At 63.7% G+C, this 13,172-nt stretch carries 11 protein-coding genes; 4 read left to right on the top strand and 7 right to left on the bottom strand.

All coding sequences use genetic code 11. From position 1 onward, the window contains the following. Nucleotides 1-124 precede the first annotated feature (124 nt). The 3 genes from N825_RS30860 to N825_RS30850 all read right to left on the bottom strand — a co-directional run bounded on the left by N825_RS30860 (nucleotide 125) and on the right by N825_RS30850 (nucleotide 2,719). Nucleotides 125-1,165 carry an MBL fold metallo-hydrolase gene (locus tag N825_RS30860; RefSeq protein WP_051513643.1) on the bottom strand — a complete coding sequence of 347 codons (1,041 nt, stop codon included), beginning with the start codon at nucleotides 1,163-1,165 and terminating at the stop codon, nucleotides 125-127. A gap of 222 nt (nucleotides 1,166-1,387) precedes the next feature. Further along, entirely contained in the window at nucleotides 1,388-1,855 is a 468-nt protein-coding gene (locus N825_RS30855) for a type III secretion system chaperone family protein (RefSeq protein WP_157619655.1), read from the bottom strand. 183 nt (nucleotides 1,856-2,038) lie between these two features. After that, nucleotides 2,039-2,719 carry a LuxR C-terminal-related transcriptional regulator gene (locus tag N825_RS30850; protein WP_037460224.1) on the bottom strand — a complete coding sequence of 227 codons (681 nt, stop codon included), beginning with the start codon at nucleotides 2,717-2,719 and terminating at the stop codon, nucleotides 2,039-2,041. Nucleotides 2,720-3,070: 351 nt separating this feature from the next. Here N825_RS30850 and N825_RS30845 point away from each other — a divergent pair, with 351 nt between their 5' ends. After that, a complete protein-coding gene (locus N825_RS30845; protein WP_037460223.1) occupies nucleotides 3,071-3,733 on the top strand; it encodes a LuxR C-terminal-related transcriptional regulator in 663 nt (220 codons plus the stop codon). A gap of 62 nt (nucleotides 3,734-3,795) precedes the next feature. Here N825_RS30845 and N825_RS30840 read toward each other — a convergent pair whose 3' ends face one another. The 4 genes from N825_RS30840 to N825_RS30825 form a co-directional block, all read right to left on the bottom strand. After that, the gene (locus N825_RS30840; RefSeq protein ID WP_198038970.1) at nucleotides 3,796-5,865 is read right to left on the bottom strand and encodes a PHA/PHB synthase family protein; all 2,070 of its coding nucleotides are present in this window, start codon (nucleotides 5,863-5,865) and stop codon (nucleotides 3,796-3,798) included. A 67-nt stretch (nucleotides 5,866-5,932) separates the two neighbouring features. Further along, nucleotides 5,933-6,124 (bottom strand): hypothetical protein, encoded by a 192-nt coding sequence (locus N825_RS30835; protein WP_037460221.1) that lies wholly within the window; start codon nucleotides 6,122-6,124, stop codon nucleotides 5,933-5,935. A 196-nt stretch (nucleotides 6,125-6,320) separates the two neighbouring features. After that, complete coding sequence (locus N825_RS30830; RefSeq protein WP_051513641.1) at nucleotides 6,321-7,451, bottom strand: alpha/beta fold hydrolase; 1,131 nt, start codon at nucleotides 7,449-7,451, stop codon at nucleotides 6,321-6,323. Nucleotides 7,452-7,600: 149 nt separating this feature from the next. Next, nucleotides 7,601-8,644 (bottom strand): ABC transporter substrate-binding protein, encoded by a 1,044-nt coding sequence (locus tag N825_RS30825; RefSeq protein ID WP_037460220.1) that lies wholly within the window; start codon nucleotides 8,642-8,644, stop codon nucleotides 7,601-7,603. Nucleotides 8,645-9,307: 663 nt separating this feature from the next. Here N825_RS30825 and N825_RS30820 point away from each other — a divergent pair. The 3 genes from N825_RS30820 (at nucleotide 9,308) to N825_RS30810 (ending at nucleotide 13,041) form a co-directional block, all read left to right on the top strand. After that, nucleotides 9,308-10,663: a hypothetical protein gene (locus N825_RS30820; RefSeq protein ID WP_051513639.1), complete on the top strand. Its 1,356-nt coding sequence runs from the start codon at nucleotides 9,308-9,310 to the stop codon at nucleotides 10,661-10,663. Nucleotides 10,664-10,733: 70 nt separating this feature from the next. Then, nucleotides 10,734-11,216, top strand: coding sequence for a hypothetical protein (locus N825_RS30815; RefSeq protein WP_051513637.1), 483 nt, complete (start codon nucleotides 10,734-10,736; stop codon nucleotides 11,214-11,216). Between the two features lie 10 nt (nucleotides 11,217-11,226). Next, on the top strand, nucleotides 11,227-13,041 hold the full coding sequence (locus tag N825_RS30810) for a GMC family oxidoreductase (RefSeq protein ID WP_037460218.1): 1,815 nt from the start codon (nucleotides 11,227-11,229) through the stop codon (nucleotides 13,039-13,041). Nucleotides 13,042-13,172: the final 131 nt, after the last annotated feature.

Here is a 13,172-nt window from a genome sequence, read left to right as displayed (position 1 = left end):
ATGGCGCCCGCCGCGGGGCCGTGCCCCAGCAATACCCGCCATCCATACCCACGTAAAGCCAGCACCGGAGCCACCCGCCTCCGGTGTGCCCCGGGACGCTAGGGGCCGCCGCGGGTCCCGGATGTCAGGCTCGGGAGAACCACAGGACCCCGGCGGCGTCGATATGCCGGATCAAGTGGCCGCGATGCGCCAAGTGGTTGAGATGGGCCAGCGCTTCACCGACGGCGAAGACGAGCTGGTGCGGGTCGAGCGGGCGGTTGAACATGATCCGCGTCACCTGCGCGACCGTGCTCGGCTCGCGGCAGGCCGCCAGCGTCTCGTCCAGCCGGTCCCGGTGATGGGCTGTCAGGGCGTCGAGCCGCGCGTGCAGGCCCGTGAAGGGCGTGTCGTGGGATGGAAGGACGAGGCTGTCATCCGGAATGGCTCGGAGGCGGTCGAGTGTGCGCAGGAAGTCGTCCAGTGGATCGGCCTCCGGTTCCGACGCCCAGACGCTGATGTTGGGGCTGATCCGCGGCAGCACCTGATCGCCCGCGATGAAGACGCCGCGATCCGGGCAGTGCAGGCAGACGTGCTCCGGCGTGTGCCCGCCGCCGGTGATCACCCGCCAGTCGTGGCCGCCGATCGTCAGGCTGTCGCCTTCCTTTAGGCGGTTGAACGAGGTCGGCAGGCGGCTGACCCCCTTGGCGTAGGCGTTGCCGCGCTCCGCCATGACCGCGAGCGCCGCCTCGTCCAAGCCCGCCTCGCGGTAGAAGGCCAGGGAGGTGGCGACCATCGCCTCCGGTGTCTCCAGGCTGAGCATCCGCCCGAATAGCCACTCGGTCAGGCTGGCGTGGAACTGGGCGTTCCAACGCTCGGTCAGCCAGCCGGCCAAGCCGATGTGGTCGGGGTGGAAATGGGTGGCGATCACGCGGATGACCGGCTTGCCGCCAAGGTGTTCGGCGAAGATCCGTTCCCATAACTCCTTGGTCTTGCCGCTGCCGACACCGGTGTCGACGATCGTCCAGCCGGCGTCATCCTCCAGCAGCCAGATGTTGATGTGGTTGAGCGCGAAAGGCAGGGGCATCCGCACCCAGAGCAGACCCGGCGCTATGGTCTTGGCTGTCCCGGGTTCCGGGAGCGCGGCGGCGGCGGTTTCGACCGGATGATGGTGGGGGAGGAGGTCCATTTCGCTGGGACTCTGACTTATCGGGCTGGATGGGCGGCTGGGCGCGCCGGGATCGTCATGTCCCTTATACAGTTCAGCCTACGCGGATCGTCAAGATTTAAGCAGTGCTGCGAATTGTCAGCTCTATGAACAATATCGGCGCGCCACGCTCCCGTGCCGCGCTCGACATCGTCATATCAAAGGCGCGGGGATCCGACCAGCGAAAGGGCCGGGGAGCGGAAGTCAGGCGAAGCGGCGCACCCGCTCGAGTTGGTGAACGGCTTCGGTGGGAGTCTGATCGCCGGCCACCACCGCGAAGAAACTCGGCAGGTGTCGGTCGACCAGCGCCAGATGGCGCTCCACCAACAGGCGGAGGCCATTCCGGTCGGCTCCCTCCGGAATTCGATGAACGCCTTGGCAGTGGATCCGGCCAACCGCGTCCGGACCCGTGAAGCCGCCGTCCTCCGCCAGGATGTTCAGGCGGTCGACCAATTCACCGACACGCTTCCGGCCGGCGCGAGGTATCGTGAGCGGAAGGGTCGACGTGATGTCGAGCAGGTCGCCCGAACCTTCGGTCATGACGACGGGCCAGTTGCCGTTGCGTCCCATGGCGTGGAAACGCAATTCCTGCCGTCGTTCGTCCGGCTTCCCCGTCGAACCCATGTGCCTTTCGGCCAGATCCTGGCACAGATGATCGAGAACCCGTCGCATGGCGCTATTCCTCCCCCTTGGAGCGGCCCGGTCGCGCTCCCCCTGTGAGGAAGGGAGCGTCCGCGAGCCTTATCCAAGGATGGTGCCGCGAATGGGTTCGCGGTTGCAACATGGTCGAAGGTCAGGATTGCTTAAGGATATGTGAACGCCTGAGGATTAGGCGGACTGGAATAGGCCATGGAACTAGGCGGAAAGCCGGGGAGAAATGCCGTGTTGGATAGCCCAGACCGCAGCTTGGGTACGATTCTGCGCACGAATCTTGCGCATGACGTTCTTGAAGTGCATCTTGACGGTCGACTCGGTGATATTGAGATTGCGCGCGATCGCCTTGTTCGATTGGCCGCCGAGCAGACATCGCAGGATCTCGATCTCCCGTTTCGACAACTCGTTGCCCAGCGCCGGCGGGGCCGCGGAGGAAGCCGGAGCGGCCGGCTCATCGACGACGGCGCTCCTCATCAGCAGATCGGCGATGCCGCGAGGGAACACCGCCTCGCCCAGCATGACCAGATGCAGGGACCTTTGCAGCGCCTCGCACGACATCGTCTTGTTGAGGCACCCGTCCGCGCCGCATTGCAGGGCGCCGCTCAAGACCTGCGGTGTCATCTCCGAGGCTAGCACGACCATCCGCGCCTGGGACGCGGTGGATCTCAGCAGCTTCAGATGTCCCAGTTCCTCCGGATTGCCGCTCTGGAGGTTCAACAGGATCAAGTCGGGCCGGCGGCCTTGGCGGATGGCGTTGGTGGCGTCGGCGAGGTTCGAAAATTCCGCCGAGATGCGGAACACGGTCGTGTCGAGCAAAGCCGCCAAGGCGGCGCAAAAGAGCCGGTCGCTGTCGACTAGCATCACATCGCGGTTGGTCGTCATCAGGCTCTCCCAGTCGGCGGCGTTTCCCGCCCTGTTTAGTTTTTCACCGAGTTCTTGGGTCGTTCGCGTCGGATGGGATGGTTGATCGTATGGTTAAGAAAAACTTACATGAATGGTATTGTGCAGTGCTATAAGATACTTACAAGTCCAAACACGCATTCCTAAACCGGTGATCGTAGGGGGCAACTAAAAAGAGACATTACGCTTTGCCGGATCAGGGTTCGTGAAGCCTTGCGAGGGGGAAACATCCGTGGGCACCAGCCATACGTTTGCGATGCGGCATGACGCCGACCGTGCATATACCGTTTCAGTAGATATCGTTTTGCGCAATCATCACCGTGATCTGGCATTATGAATAGCAATCGTCTAAAGGTCCTCATTGTCGATGACCATGCGCTAGTGCTCCATGGGTTCGCCCTATCGGTCCTGGAGTTGTATCCCGACGCCGAGGTGATGGAGGCGAACTCGCTGGACGCGGCCCTGTCGATCGTCCGGCGCACCGAGGGTCTGTCCTTGGTCCTGTTCGACCTGCATCTCGACGCCGAGGACGGATTGACCGGGGTTCGGCGGATGATCGAGGCGCTGAACGAAACGCCGCTGATCGTCATCTCGGCGTCGGACGAGAGCGCCGACGTCATCGACAGCGTCCGCGCCGGTGCCAAGGGATACCTGCTGAAGTCGGGATCGTCGGCGTTGCTCGAGCACGCCATCTCGCTGGTGCTGTCGGGCGAGACCTATGTGCCCTTGCCGCGCAACGTCCTGATCAGTGCCGCGACCGCCGAGCCGGAACGGCCGACCAACCACATGCTGGACCGCCTGACGGATCGGCAGCGGGATGTCTTCCAACTGCTCCTGGCCGGACACTCCAACAAGGAGATCGCGCGGGCGTTGGGCGTGCTGGAGGGGACCGTGAAGGTCCATGTCCGGGCGATCATGCAGAAGCTGGGCGTCAAGAACCGCACGCAGGTCGCCGTGGCGGCGGCGAGGGCCGGTTGTTTCCCCGAAGAGGTCTGACGTCTGGGATAGGGAAAGGGGACCGGCGCCCGGCCGGTCCCCCTCGCCTCACTTGAAGGCGGTCACTTCTCCAGGACGTAGGTGCCCGGAGCGTCGCAGAGCGGCGGATGTTTGTCGCTGCCGAGAGCGGGGGCGGGGACCTTCTCCCCGGCGTGCTCGGCGAGCCAGCGGTTCCAATCGACCCACCAGCTCCCTTGGTTCTTCTCGGCGGCTTCCAGCCACTTCTCCGGCGTATCCAGCGCCTTGTCGCCGTCGAGCACGGAGTAGCTGCCCTTGCGGCCGGCCGGGTGGTTGATGATGCCGGCGATGTGTCCACTGGTCGCCATGACATAGCGGACCTTGCCGCCGGTCAGTTGGGTGATCCGCCACGCCGAGGTCCACGGCACGATGTGGTCCTTCTCGGCGCCGACCGCGTAGATGTCCAGCTTGATCTTGCCCAGGTCGATCGGAACGCCACCCAGCTGGATCTTGCCCGGCTTGATCAGGTTGTTCTCGACATAGGTGTTGCGCAGGTACCAGCTATGGGCGGCCCGCGCCATGCGGGTGCCGTCGCTGTTCCAGTACAGCAGGTCGAAAGCCGGCGGCTTGCCGCCCAGCAGGTAGTTGTTGACGACGTTGCTCCAGATCAGGTCGTTGGAGCGCAGCAGGTTGAACATGTTGGCCATCTCGCGGCTGTCGAGATAACCCCGCTCCATCATCTGCTGCTCGATGAAGTCGATCTGCGGCTCGTCCATGAAGAAGGCGCTGTCGCCGACCCGGCTGAAGTCCTGCATGGAAACCATGAAGGTGGCCGAGTTGAACCGCGTGTCGCCCTTGGCCGACAGATAGGCCAGGGTCATCGCCAGCAGGGTGCCGCCGATGCAATAGCCGATCGGATTGACGGTCGGACTGCCGGTGATGTCGCGGACGACGTCGGCCGCCGAAAGCGGCCCCAGGTTCATGTAGTCCTCGAAGGTGATGTCCTCCATCGAGGCGTCCGGGTTCTTCCAGCTGACCATGAACACGGTGTAGCCCTGCTCGACCAGGTACTTGACCATGCTGTTCTTGGGCTGCATGTCCAGGATGTAGAACTTGTTGATCCACGGTGGCATGATCAGGATTGGCACCTGATGGACCTTCTCCGTGACCGGCGTGTACTGGATCAGCTCCAGCAGGCGGTTACGGTAGACGACCTTGCCGGGCGTGACCGCGAGGTTGCGGCCGGGCTCGAACGCGGTCGCGTCGACCATGCTGAGCTTGCCCTCGCGCAGGTCGTGCAGCAGGTTGCGGGCACCATCGGCCAAGCTGGCGCCTCCGGTTTCCATCGCGCGGCGCAGCGCCACCGGGTTTGAGAGCAGCAGCAGGCTAGGGCTCATCGCGTCGACGAACTGGCGCAAGTGGAAGGCGATACGCTCGCGCTCCTTGGGATCCATGTCGTCATCCTCCAGACCCTGCCGCAGCAGGAAGTCGGAGGCGAGCAGATACATGTCCTTGAGGGTGCGGTAGACCGGATTCGAATGCCACTCCGGCGCGTCGAACCGCTTGTCGCCCGACGCGGGAGCGCCGGTTGTCAGGCCCCACCAGCGGGCGCCGGCGGAGTTCCACGCCTCGAACGCCGAGGTCCAGATCTGCATGTTCAACTCGGCCGACCGGGTCATGGCCTTGGCGGGATCGCGCAGCGAGCGCAGCCAGACGATGCGGAGCGCGCGCACGGCCTCCGACCAGTCGACCGGGATGACCTCGCGCAGGGGATTGGCGTTCCAAACCTTGTCGATCGACGCCAGCATGGGGTCCGCAGCGATGAAGCGCTGAAACTGCTCGACGCCGCTGGCGAGTAGGGTTCCGGACATGGCGTCGGCGTTGACCGCCCACCAAGGCTGGGCGGCGTCGCCCGAGGCGTTCGGCGCGCCCGTTCCCATGCCCATGCCGCCGCCGTTCATGCCGGCCATGTTCTGCTTCATCCAGGTCATCCAAAGGCCGAGGGCGGCCTCCGGGGTCGGAATCGGCGTTCCGGCGGGCTCCTCGGCGGCTGCCCGCGGAGTTTCCTCAGCGGGTGCGCGCCCGGTCCGGTTCTCGCTGGGGGCCGCTTCGGCGGTCCGCTTGGCGGCGGGTTGGCGCTTCGGTTTGGTGTCTTCGCTCTTCATTGTCGCCATGATGGTTCCCCCCTTGTTTTGAACGCCGAACGGGCCGGCGCCTGAGGTTTGTGATTTGATGGCGTCGTCAACGGGCGCCAGGTTTTTCCGGCTTCGCGGGAGCCGCCTTCGGCTTGGCGCCGCCGGCCTGCTCGCGCGAGGGTGCCTCGCCGGCGATCGGTTTCTGCGGAAGCACGCCAGGAGACGTCTCGATCGACGGCGTCTCCGGCGTGTCGGTGTCGTTGGCGAAAGCTGGCTTGTCCGCTGGGTGGCCACTCATCAGATTCTCCTTGGATACCCTGCCAGACGCGCGCTTCGATCGAGGCGTCGCCTGGCGCTCGCGGAGTCAACATCCGGCATGAGATATCCTCTCCACCGAGATTTACCATAAAGCCCTGTTTTAGTGCAGCGTTCCTTGGCGGGGTGCGTCATTCGGACCAATAAGTGGCCGGACCAACAAGGACGCGCGGACCGCGTCAGGGCACCGCGGCCGTCGCGTCGGCTTTCGAGTCCTCGGATCGGACGATGTCCCACAGCCACTTGGTCACCTCGGGCCACAAGGTCTCGTGCGCGGCGCGCCCGATCAGCGGACCGACGTGCTGGAGGGCGACGCCGACGTCGCCGTCATAGGTCAGCACACGCTTCACCGCCGCTGGGGCGGCGTCGATCACCGGCATCATGGCGCCGGGTGGAATGATCTCGCTGTCGTTTCCAAGCACCGCCAGAAGCGGGGCGGTCAGGCCGGAAGGCGCCGCCGGCCGGTCACCGACCAGCAGGTCTCCCCGCGCGAACCGATCGTCGCGATAGAGGCGCTCGATCAGTTCCTCGAAGAACCGGCCGGCGATCGGGGCTTCGTCCAGCGTCCACCGCTCGACCGCCAGATGGGTCTGGAAGGCCTTGCGGTCGGAGAGGCTGGCGACCAGGTCCGCGCGTCTCTGCCAATTGAATTCCCGCGGCGAGGCGCGGACGGAGACGAGGTTGAGGAAGCTACCCGGTATGTTGCCGAACGCCTCGCGGAGTGTGGCGGCCGGCGGCGCGTCGGCCACGATCCTGGCGAAGGCGCCGCTGCCCTCGCCGAAACGAAGCGGTGATTCGACGACGACCAGCCCGCGCACCTTGTCGGCGTGGAGGCTGGTGAACAGCGTCGCCAGCGTGCCACCCAGCGAATGGCCGGCCAGGAAGACCTTTGGTTCGCCGCGCTTGGTGATCGCCGCCAGACAGTCGCCGATCAGGCGGTCGGCGTAATCCGCCAAGCCGAACTCCCGCTCGGCCTCGCCGGGGTCGGTCCATTCCGTCATGTGGACGCGGAAGCCGCTCTCCGCCAGCCGGCGGACGACGCTGACCGCGGGCAGCAGGTCCCAGATATAGCCGCGCTTGATCGGGGCCGGGACGATCAGGATGTTGGGACCGTTCGCCGGGACCGGATCGTACAGCCGGAGGCGGACGCCGGGTTCCTCGAACACCACCCTGAAGGAGCTCTCCCGGGCACCCAGGCCCATTCCATCCATGGCGATGCCGCGCCAGCGGCGGACGGCGTCGAAGTGATGGAGCGCGTCGGCGAAGAACGCCGCGCCGCCAAGTGACGGCCGCCGCTTTTCCTCTGTCATCCCGGTATGCTTCCTTTCTTTTCGGCTCGCGCCGGATCGGTGGGGAAGTCTTGTACCACAGGCGCGGAGCGCGCGGTCACGCCTCCTGTCGGGGATCCGGCGATAGTCCCTTCCGCTTGGATCAGCCGCCCATGTTCAGCCGCCCATGTTCAGCCGATATGGGGACGCTGATCCTTGGTGGCATCCAGGATCTCCATCGTCATGACATCCTCGACACGCGGAACCTTGAGGGGAAATTGGCCCAGCCTGGCGAACAGCTCGATCTGGTCGGCCCAGACCGCCGGGTCCATGACACCCCAGCCGCCAATCCGGGTGGCCTCGTTCAGCGCGTAGGACAGCAGGATCTTGGCGGAAGGCCTCTCATCCTCAAGGCGCAACTGTGGATACTCGGCGATCAGCAGGTCGGCGGCCTGGGCGTGGTTGTTGAAGGCGTATTCCCATCCCCGGCTCGTGGCGATGACGAATCGGGCCAGCAGATCCGGTTGTTCGCGGATCGTCCGCAACGTCGCGTAATAGGGCTGCGCGTAGAGCCTTACTCCCGCGTCCCACAGGCGTAGCTCGACGCGGCGGTCTCCCAGCGCCCTGATGATCATCATGTTGGTCATCCAACCCGTCATCACGTCGATCTCGCGGCGCAGCATCGGACCCATGTCGGTGGCGATCGGGACCAGCGACACGTCCTTGAAGTCGATGCCATTGGCCGCCAGGAAGGAGCGCACCAGGATGAGGCTGGTCGGCGGCACGCCGACCCGCTTGCCGACGATGTCCTGGGCGGCGCGGACCGGATTGTCCTTCAGCGAGAAGAAGGCGAAGGGATGCCGCTGCGTTCCCACGGCGAAACACTTGACCGGGACGTTCTGCGAGATGGCGATCATCAGCGCCGGGCTGGAGGACAGTTGGCCGATCTCGCACCTGTCGGACGCGACCACCGAGAGGCCGTCGACATTGGCGCCTCCGGGGATGATGTTGACGTCGATCTCCTCCCGCTCATAGAAGCCCATCCGCTTGGCGCAGACCTCGCCGATCTGGTTGCCGCCAGCGAGCCAGCCAACCTGGAAGCCGATCTTGCGCAGCGCGGGCCCCCGCTGATCCCGCGCCAGCGCCGCGGCTGGTGACCCGGCCACGCTCAGGCAAGCGGTTCCGGCCGCCGCCTTGAGCCAGTCGCGCCGGGTGAGGCCACCGGGAGCCACCATGGTCACGACCCGACGATTTCCGAAAGAGCACCCATGCCGCACCTATCGATCCGGACCCAACGCGGATGTCCCGTTAAAAGAAAAATATTTAAGCCGAATTGAAAACATATTCGTTGAGGTGTCCTGGGTCTGGGACCAACACGGCTCTCAGAGAATCCCTCCTACTTTGCAATGGATAGTTTTTCAAGCGTCCGTTCGGAAGATTAGCGAGCAACTTGCACACAACAGTGAATTCAGCCAATTGATTAAATAATATTGATCTCAGAAAATCTGAGTAGTTCTATATTGGTATTTTGATGGATGGGAATTGGGATCATGAATATTTCCTCTGCGTCATCTCCTTTGCTTTTGACCAGAGATACTTCTTAATTATTTCAATGTTGAAACATATCGGGATTGTGAGATTTCGTCAAGATAGAAAGTTGTTGCAATAAAAAGTTTATATAAATCCCGGAAAGAGACCACAAAACGTTGTGATCTCAAATCCCTTCATGAACCACATGCTTGAAAGTACCGCCTGAGGCATGCCATAACTTGGATGTAATGGATTCTTGGAAAGGGATCTTTTGATTACATCCGTATTTATGAACTCAAAATAAACTGAATATTTCATTCTCAACATCTCGACGACGGACAGCACTCCGATCGACCCATGGAGTCACGATGCGACATCCCGCGAACCTCCTGACCGGTGTTTTCCATGTCGTGGCGATGGCCGCCGCCATCATTCCCGCCGCCATCTTTCCAGCGGAGGCGGCGGACGGCGCGCCCCCCGCCATCGTGCTCAGTCCCGTGGTGCCGACGGCACCGGTGGGTGAAACCCAGCAAGCTTTCGACACCTTCTCCTGGCAGGCCTTCGTCGCGTTGAACTGGCCGGCGTTGGGCAATGGCCAACCGGACACTTCAACCACGATCGGTCAGCCCGGCGCTCCCAGCCAGGGGGTATGGGAGACCTGGAAGGAATCGATCGAGGTCTTCAAGAGCGACGGGACACCCCCGACTCCTTGGGATGCGCCGCGTCGCGACCTACCGGCCGCTTGCCAGGGGGTGGCGCCAGCCGGAACCAAGGTGCTGACCCACGCGGCGAAGAAGCCGGACGTGCTTTTCTCCTCGACCCAACCCTTCGCCAGCGGCCCCTTGATCGACCAGAACGGCGCCTATGCCCGGTTCGAGATCGCGATGAACCAGTCGATGTTCCAGTACATCGACACCAACCAGCTTTACAACACGCAGGGCCAGCAAGCATTTTCCGCCTCCGGCGGGCGCGTCTCCTTCGCCTGCGCCGCCGCTGGCGCATCCGGCGCCATGATGGTCAAGGCATCGTGGAAGATCCTGGGAGCGGGCGACGACCCGGAGCGTTTCCATGCCACCCAGGCGCTCGTCTGGACCCAGGCGTCGACCAATCCGCCGGTGGCGGAAAGCTGCGTGCTCCAGAACACCGGCCTCGTGGGACTGCACATCGCGACCAAGCTGGACAATCGCCCACAGTGGGTTTGGTCGACCTTCGAGCAGGTCGACAACGTCCCGGACAAGGGCCAAAGCCAAGACCAGGTTTCCATGAACGCCTCGCACAGCTTCTATGGCAAGGCGTGCGCCAACTGCACCGACGTCAACCAGCCACCGCCGCGCCCGTCGAACCCGTCGAAGCCCGGCATGCCGACCCAGATCATGCGGGTGACGCCGATCGACGCCGCCACTTCGGCCATCAACGCGTCGTGGCAGGGAGCGCTCGCGGGCGTCGGCGCGACCTCGCCTTGGCGCTATTATGAATTGATCGGAACGCAGTGGCCGACGGAGGCCTCGCCGAACTGCCAGTCGGTATCGCCGGTCGATCCCCTGGGCACGCCGACGCCGCAGTTCCTCGCGAACGCGACCCTGGAGAGCTACATCCAGGGCAAGACGCCCAACGTGTCGTCCAGCTGCGTCGAATGCCACAGGAACGCGACCGGGACCGACGGCAAGTTCTCGGATTACACGTACATGCTGTCGATGGCGAAGCCGCTGAAGACGCCTCCGTGATCCGCCACCAATCACGAGCCGCACCAATCACCAACCGGCACCAGAAGATCCCATCGGGGAGATCACGACCATGGACGAGGACGAGGCGCGGACGATATTCGCGGAGCTGTCGCAGGCGCTCACCGGCATCGCGATCGGCAAGCTGAGGCCGCCGAACGATCCGAACGGGGTCTTCGAGGGCGTGTACCACACCTTCGCGCGGAATGCCGGACCTTACGCCGCGGGCTGGATACTGGAGCGGTTCACCACGCTGAAGACGCAGGGCCTGGACGACGATCGGATCGCGTCGGCCATCCTTGGCGACGCCGACAACGGCCCGGTCGCCCAGTCGATCATCAAGCTCTGGCTGCTCGGAAACTGGTACACGCCCGGCACGTCGCGGAACGCCACCGTGGCTTCCAGCAATGTCTACATCGCTGGATGGGTCTGGAAGATCATGCAGGCGCATCCGATGGGCTACTCGATGCAGGAATACGGCTATTGGGCCGAGCCGCCTCCGGCTCCTCTCGCGGCCTATGTGCCGCCCCCAGCACCGCCACCAGCGAAGCCGTGAAAGGAGTTCCATGATGGATGGAACCGTCAAATACGATGTCGTCATCGTCGGTTCCGGGGTGTCGGGCGCCATCGTGGCGCTCCAGCTCGGGCTCGAGAACCGCAAGGTCCTGATCCTGGAGGCCGGCCCGCCCGTGCCCGCGAGCCGCGAGACCTACATGGAGCGGTTCTACACGTCGGCCGACAAGATGCCGGAATCGCCTTATCCCCCCAACACGCTCAACTCCAACCCGGCTTCCGAGGCGGCGGGGCGCGCGACGACGCTCGACCTGATCAACGTGGCCGATCCGTCCAAGAGCTATCTGGTCCAGAACCTGGGTCATGGGCACCTGCCGTTCTCCAGTACCTATGAGCGCATTGGCGGCGGCACCCTGTGGCATTGGCTCGGCACCTCGCTCCGCCTGCTGCCGGGTGACTTCGAGATGCGCAGCCGCTATGGACGCGGACGCGACTGGCCGATCGAATACGAGGCGATGCAGCCCTTCTACGCGGCGGCGGAGGCCGAGATGGGTGTCGCCTGCGACAAGGATACCCAACTTTACATGAAGGGACTGTACCCGAACGATTACGTCTATCCCATGCCGGGCGTCGTACCGTCATTCGTGGACGCCACGTTCGCGGCTGGGCTGAAGGGGCTGGAGCTGTATGGACAGCCGATACAGGTGGCGCCGACACCCGCCGGCCGCAACACGATCCCCTACCAGGACCGCAGGGTCTGCGCAGGCAACACCAACTGCATCCCGATCTGCCCGATCCAGGCGAAGTACGATGCCACGGTGACGCTCAACAAGGCGCTGAACACCGGCAACGTCACGATCCAGTACAAGAGCGTCGCGTCGCGGGTCGTCGTGGACGGCGCAACCGGCCGGATCGCCAGCATCGACTACATGACATACACGGACCCACGCGGCGGTGCGACCGGAAGCGGGACCGCCGTGGGAGACTTCTATGTCCTGGCGGCGCACGCCATCGAGACTCCCCGCCTGCTGCTGATGTCCGCCACCGACGAGATGCCCAAGGGGGTCGCCAACAGCAGCGATCAAGTGGGCCGCAACCTGATGGATCATCCGCTCTATCTGAGCTGGGCGCTGATGCCGGACGGCCAGCCGGTCCATCCGATGCGGGGTCCGATGGCGACCTCGGGGATCGAAACCCTGCGCGACACGCCGCACCGCAAGGATTGGGCGGCGTTCCGGATCGAGATCGGCAATACCGCTTGGGCCTTCCCGATCAACGATCCCTATACCACCACGCAGGATTTCATCGACGGGACCAACTCCTCCGGGTTGAATCCCAATGGCGCGAGACTTCACGGCCGCGCGCTGATCGATCGGCTGAACGGGTTGATGACCCGCCAGATCCGCATGTCGAACCTGGTGGAGCAGCAGGCCCAGGCGCGGAACCGCGTCTCCCTGGCGGCAGATCACGTCGATGGCCTCGGGCTGCCGCGGCCGCGCATTGACTACACATTGAGCGATTACACCCGGCAGGGGTTCAGGCGGGCGCGGGAGGTCAATTCGCGGATCTACCGGCAACTCGGCGCGCGCGAATATTCGACGGTCGACAAGTCGTCGCCATCGTATTTCGAAGTGGATGGCCAAGGGTTCGATTTCTATGGCGCCGGGCACATCATGGGAACCCACTTGATGGGGTCGTCTAGCAAGGATTCGGTGCTGGATCACGACATGCGGAGCTGGGATCATCCCAACCTGTTCATGGTTGGAAGCGGAGCCTTCCCATCGTCGGGCACAGGCAATCCAACACTGACGGTGGCGGCGCTTTCGTTCAAGGCGGCTGGAGCCCTGATTCGCGAATTACGTAAATAAACCACCACTATAAAACCGATAGGGCATGGTCAAAATAGATTAGATTACAAAACATACAAGAGGTCGGTTCGATCTATACAAGTCTGTATAGAACATTGGTGGCTTGTTTGTTAACCATGCCCATGATATTC

Source organism: Skermanella stibiiresistens SB22 (genome assembly GCF_000576635.1).
Lineage (GTDB): Bacteria > Pseudomonadota > Alphaproteobacteria > Azospirillales > Azospirillaceae > Skermanella > Skermanella stibiiresistens.
Note: the sequence above shows the minus strand (reverse complement) of the source record. Positions and strands in the feature narration are given on the sequence as shown.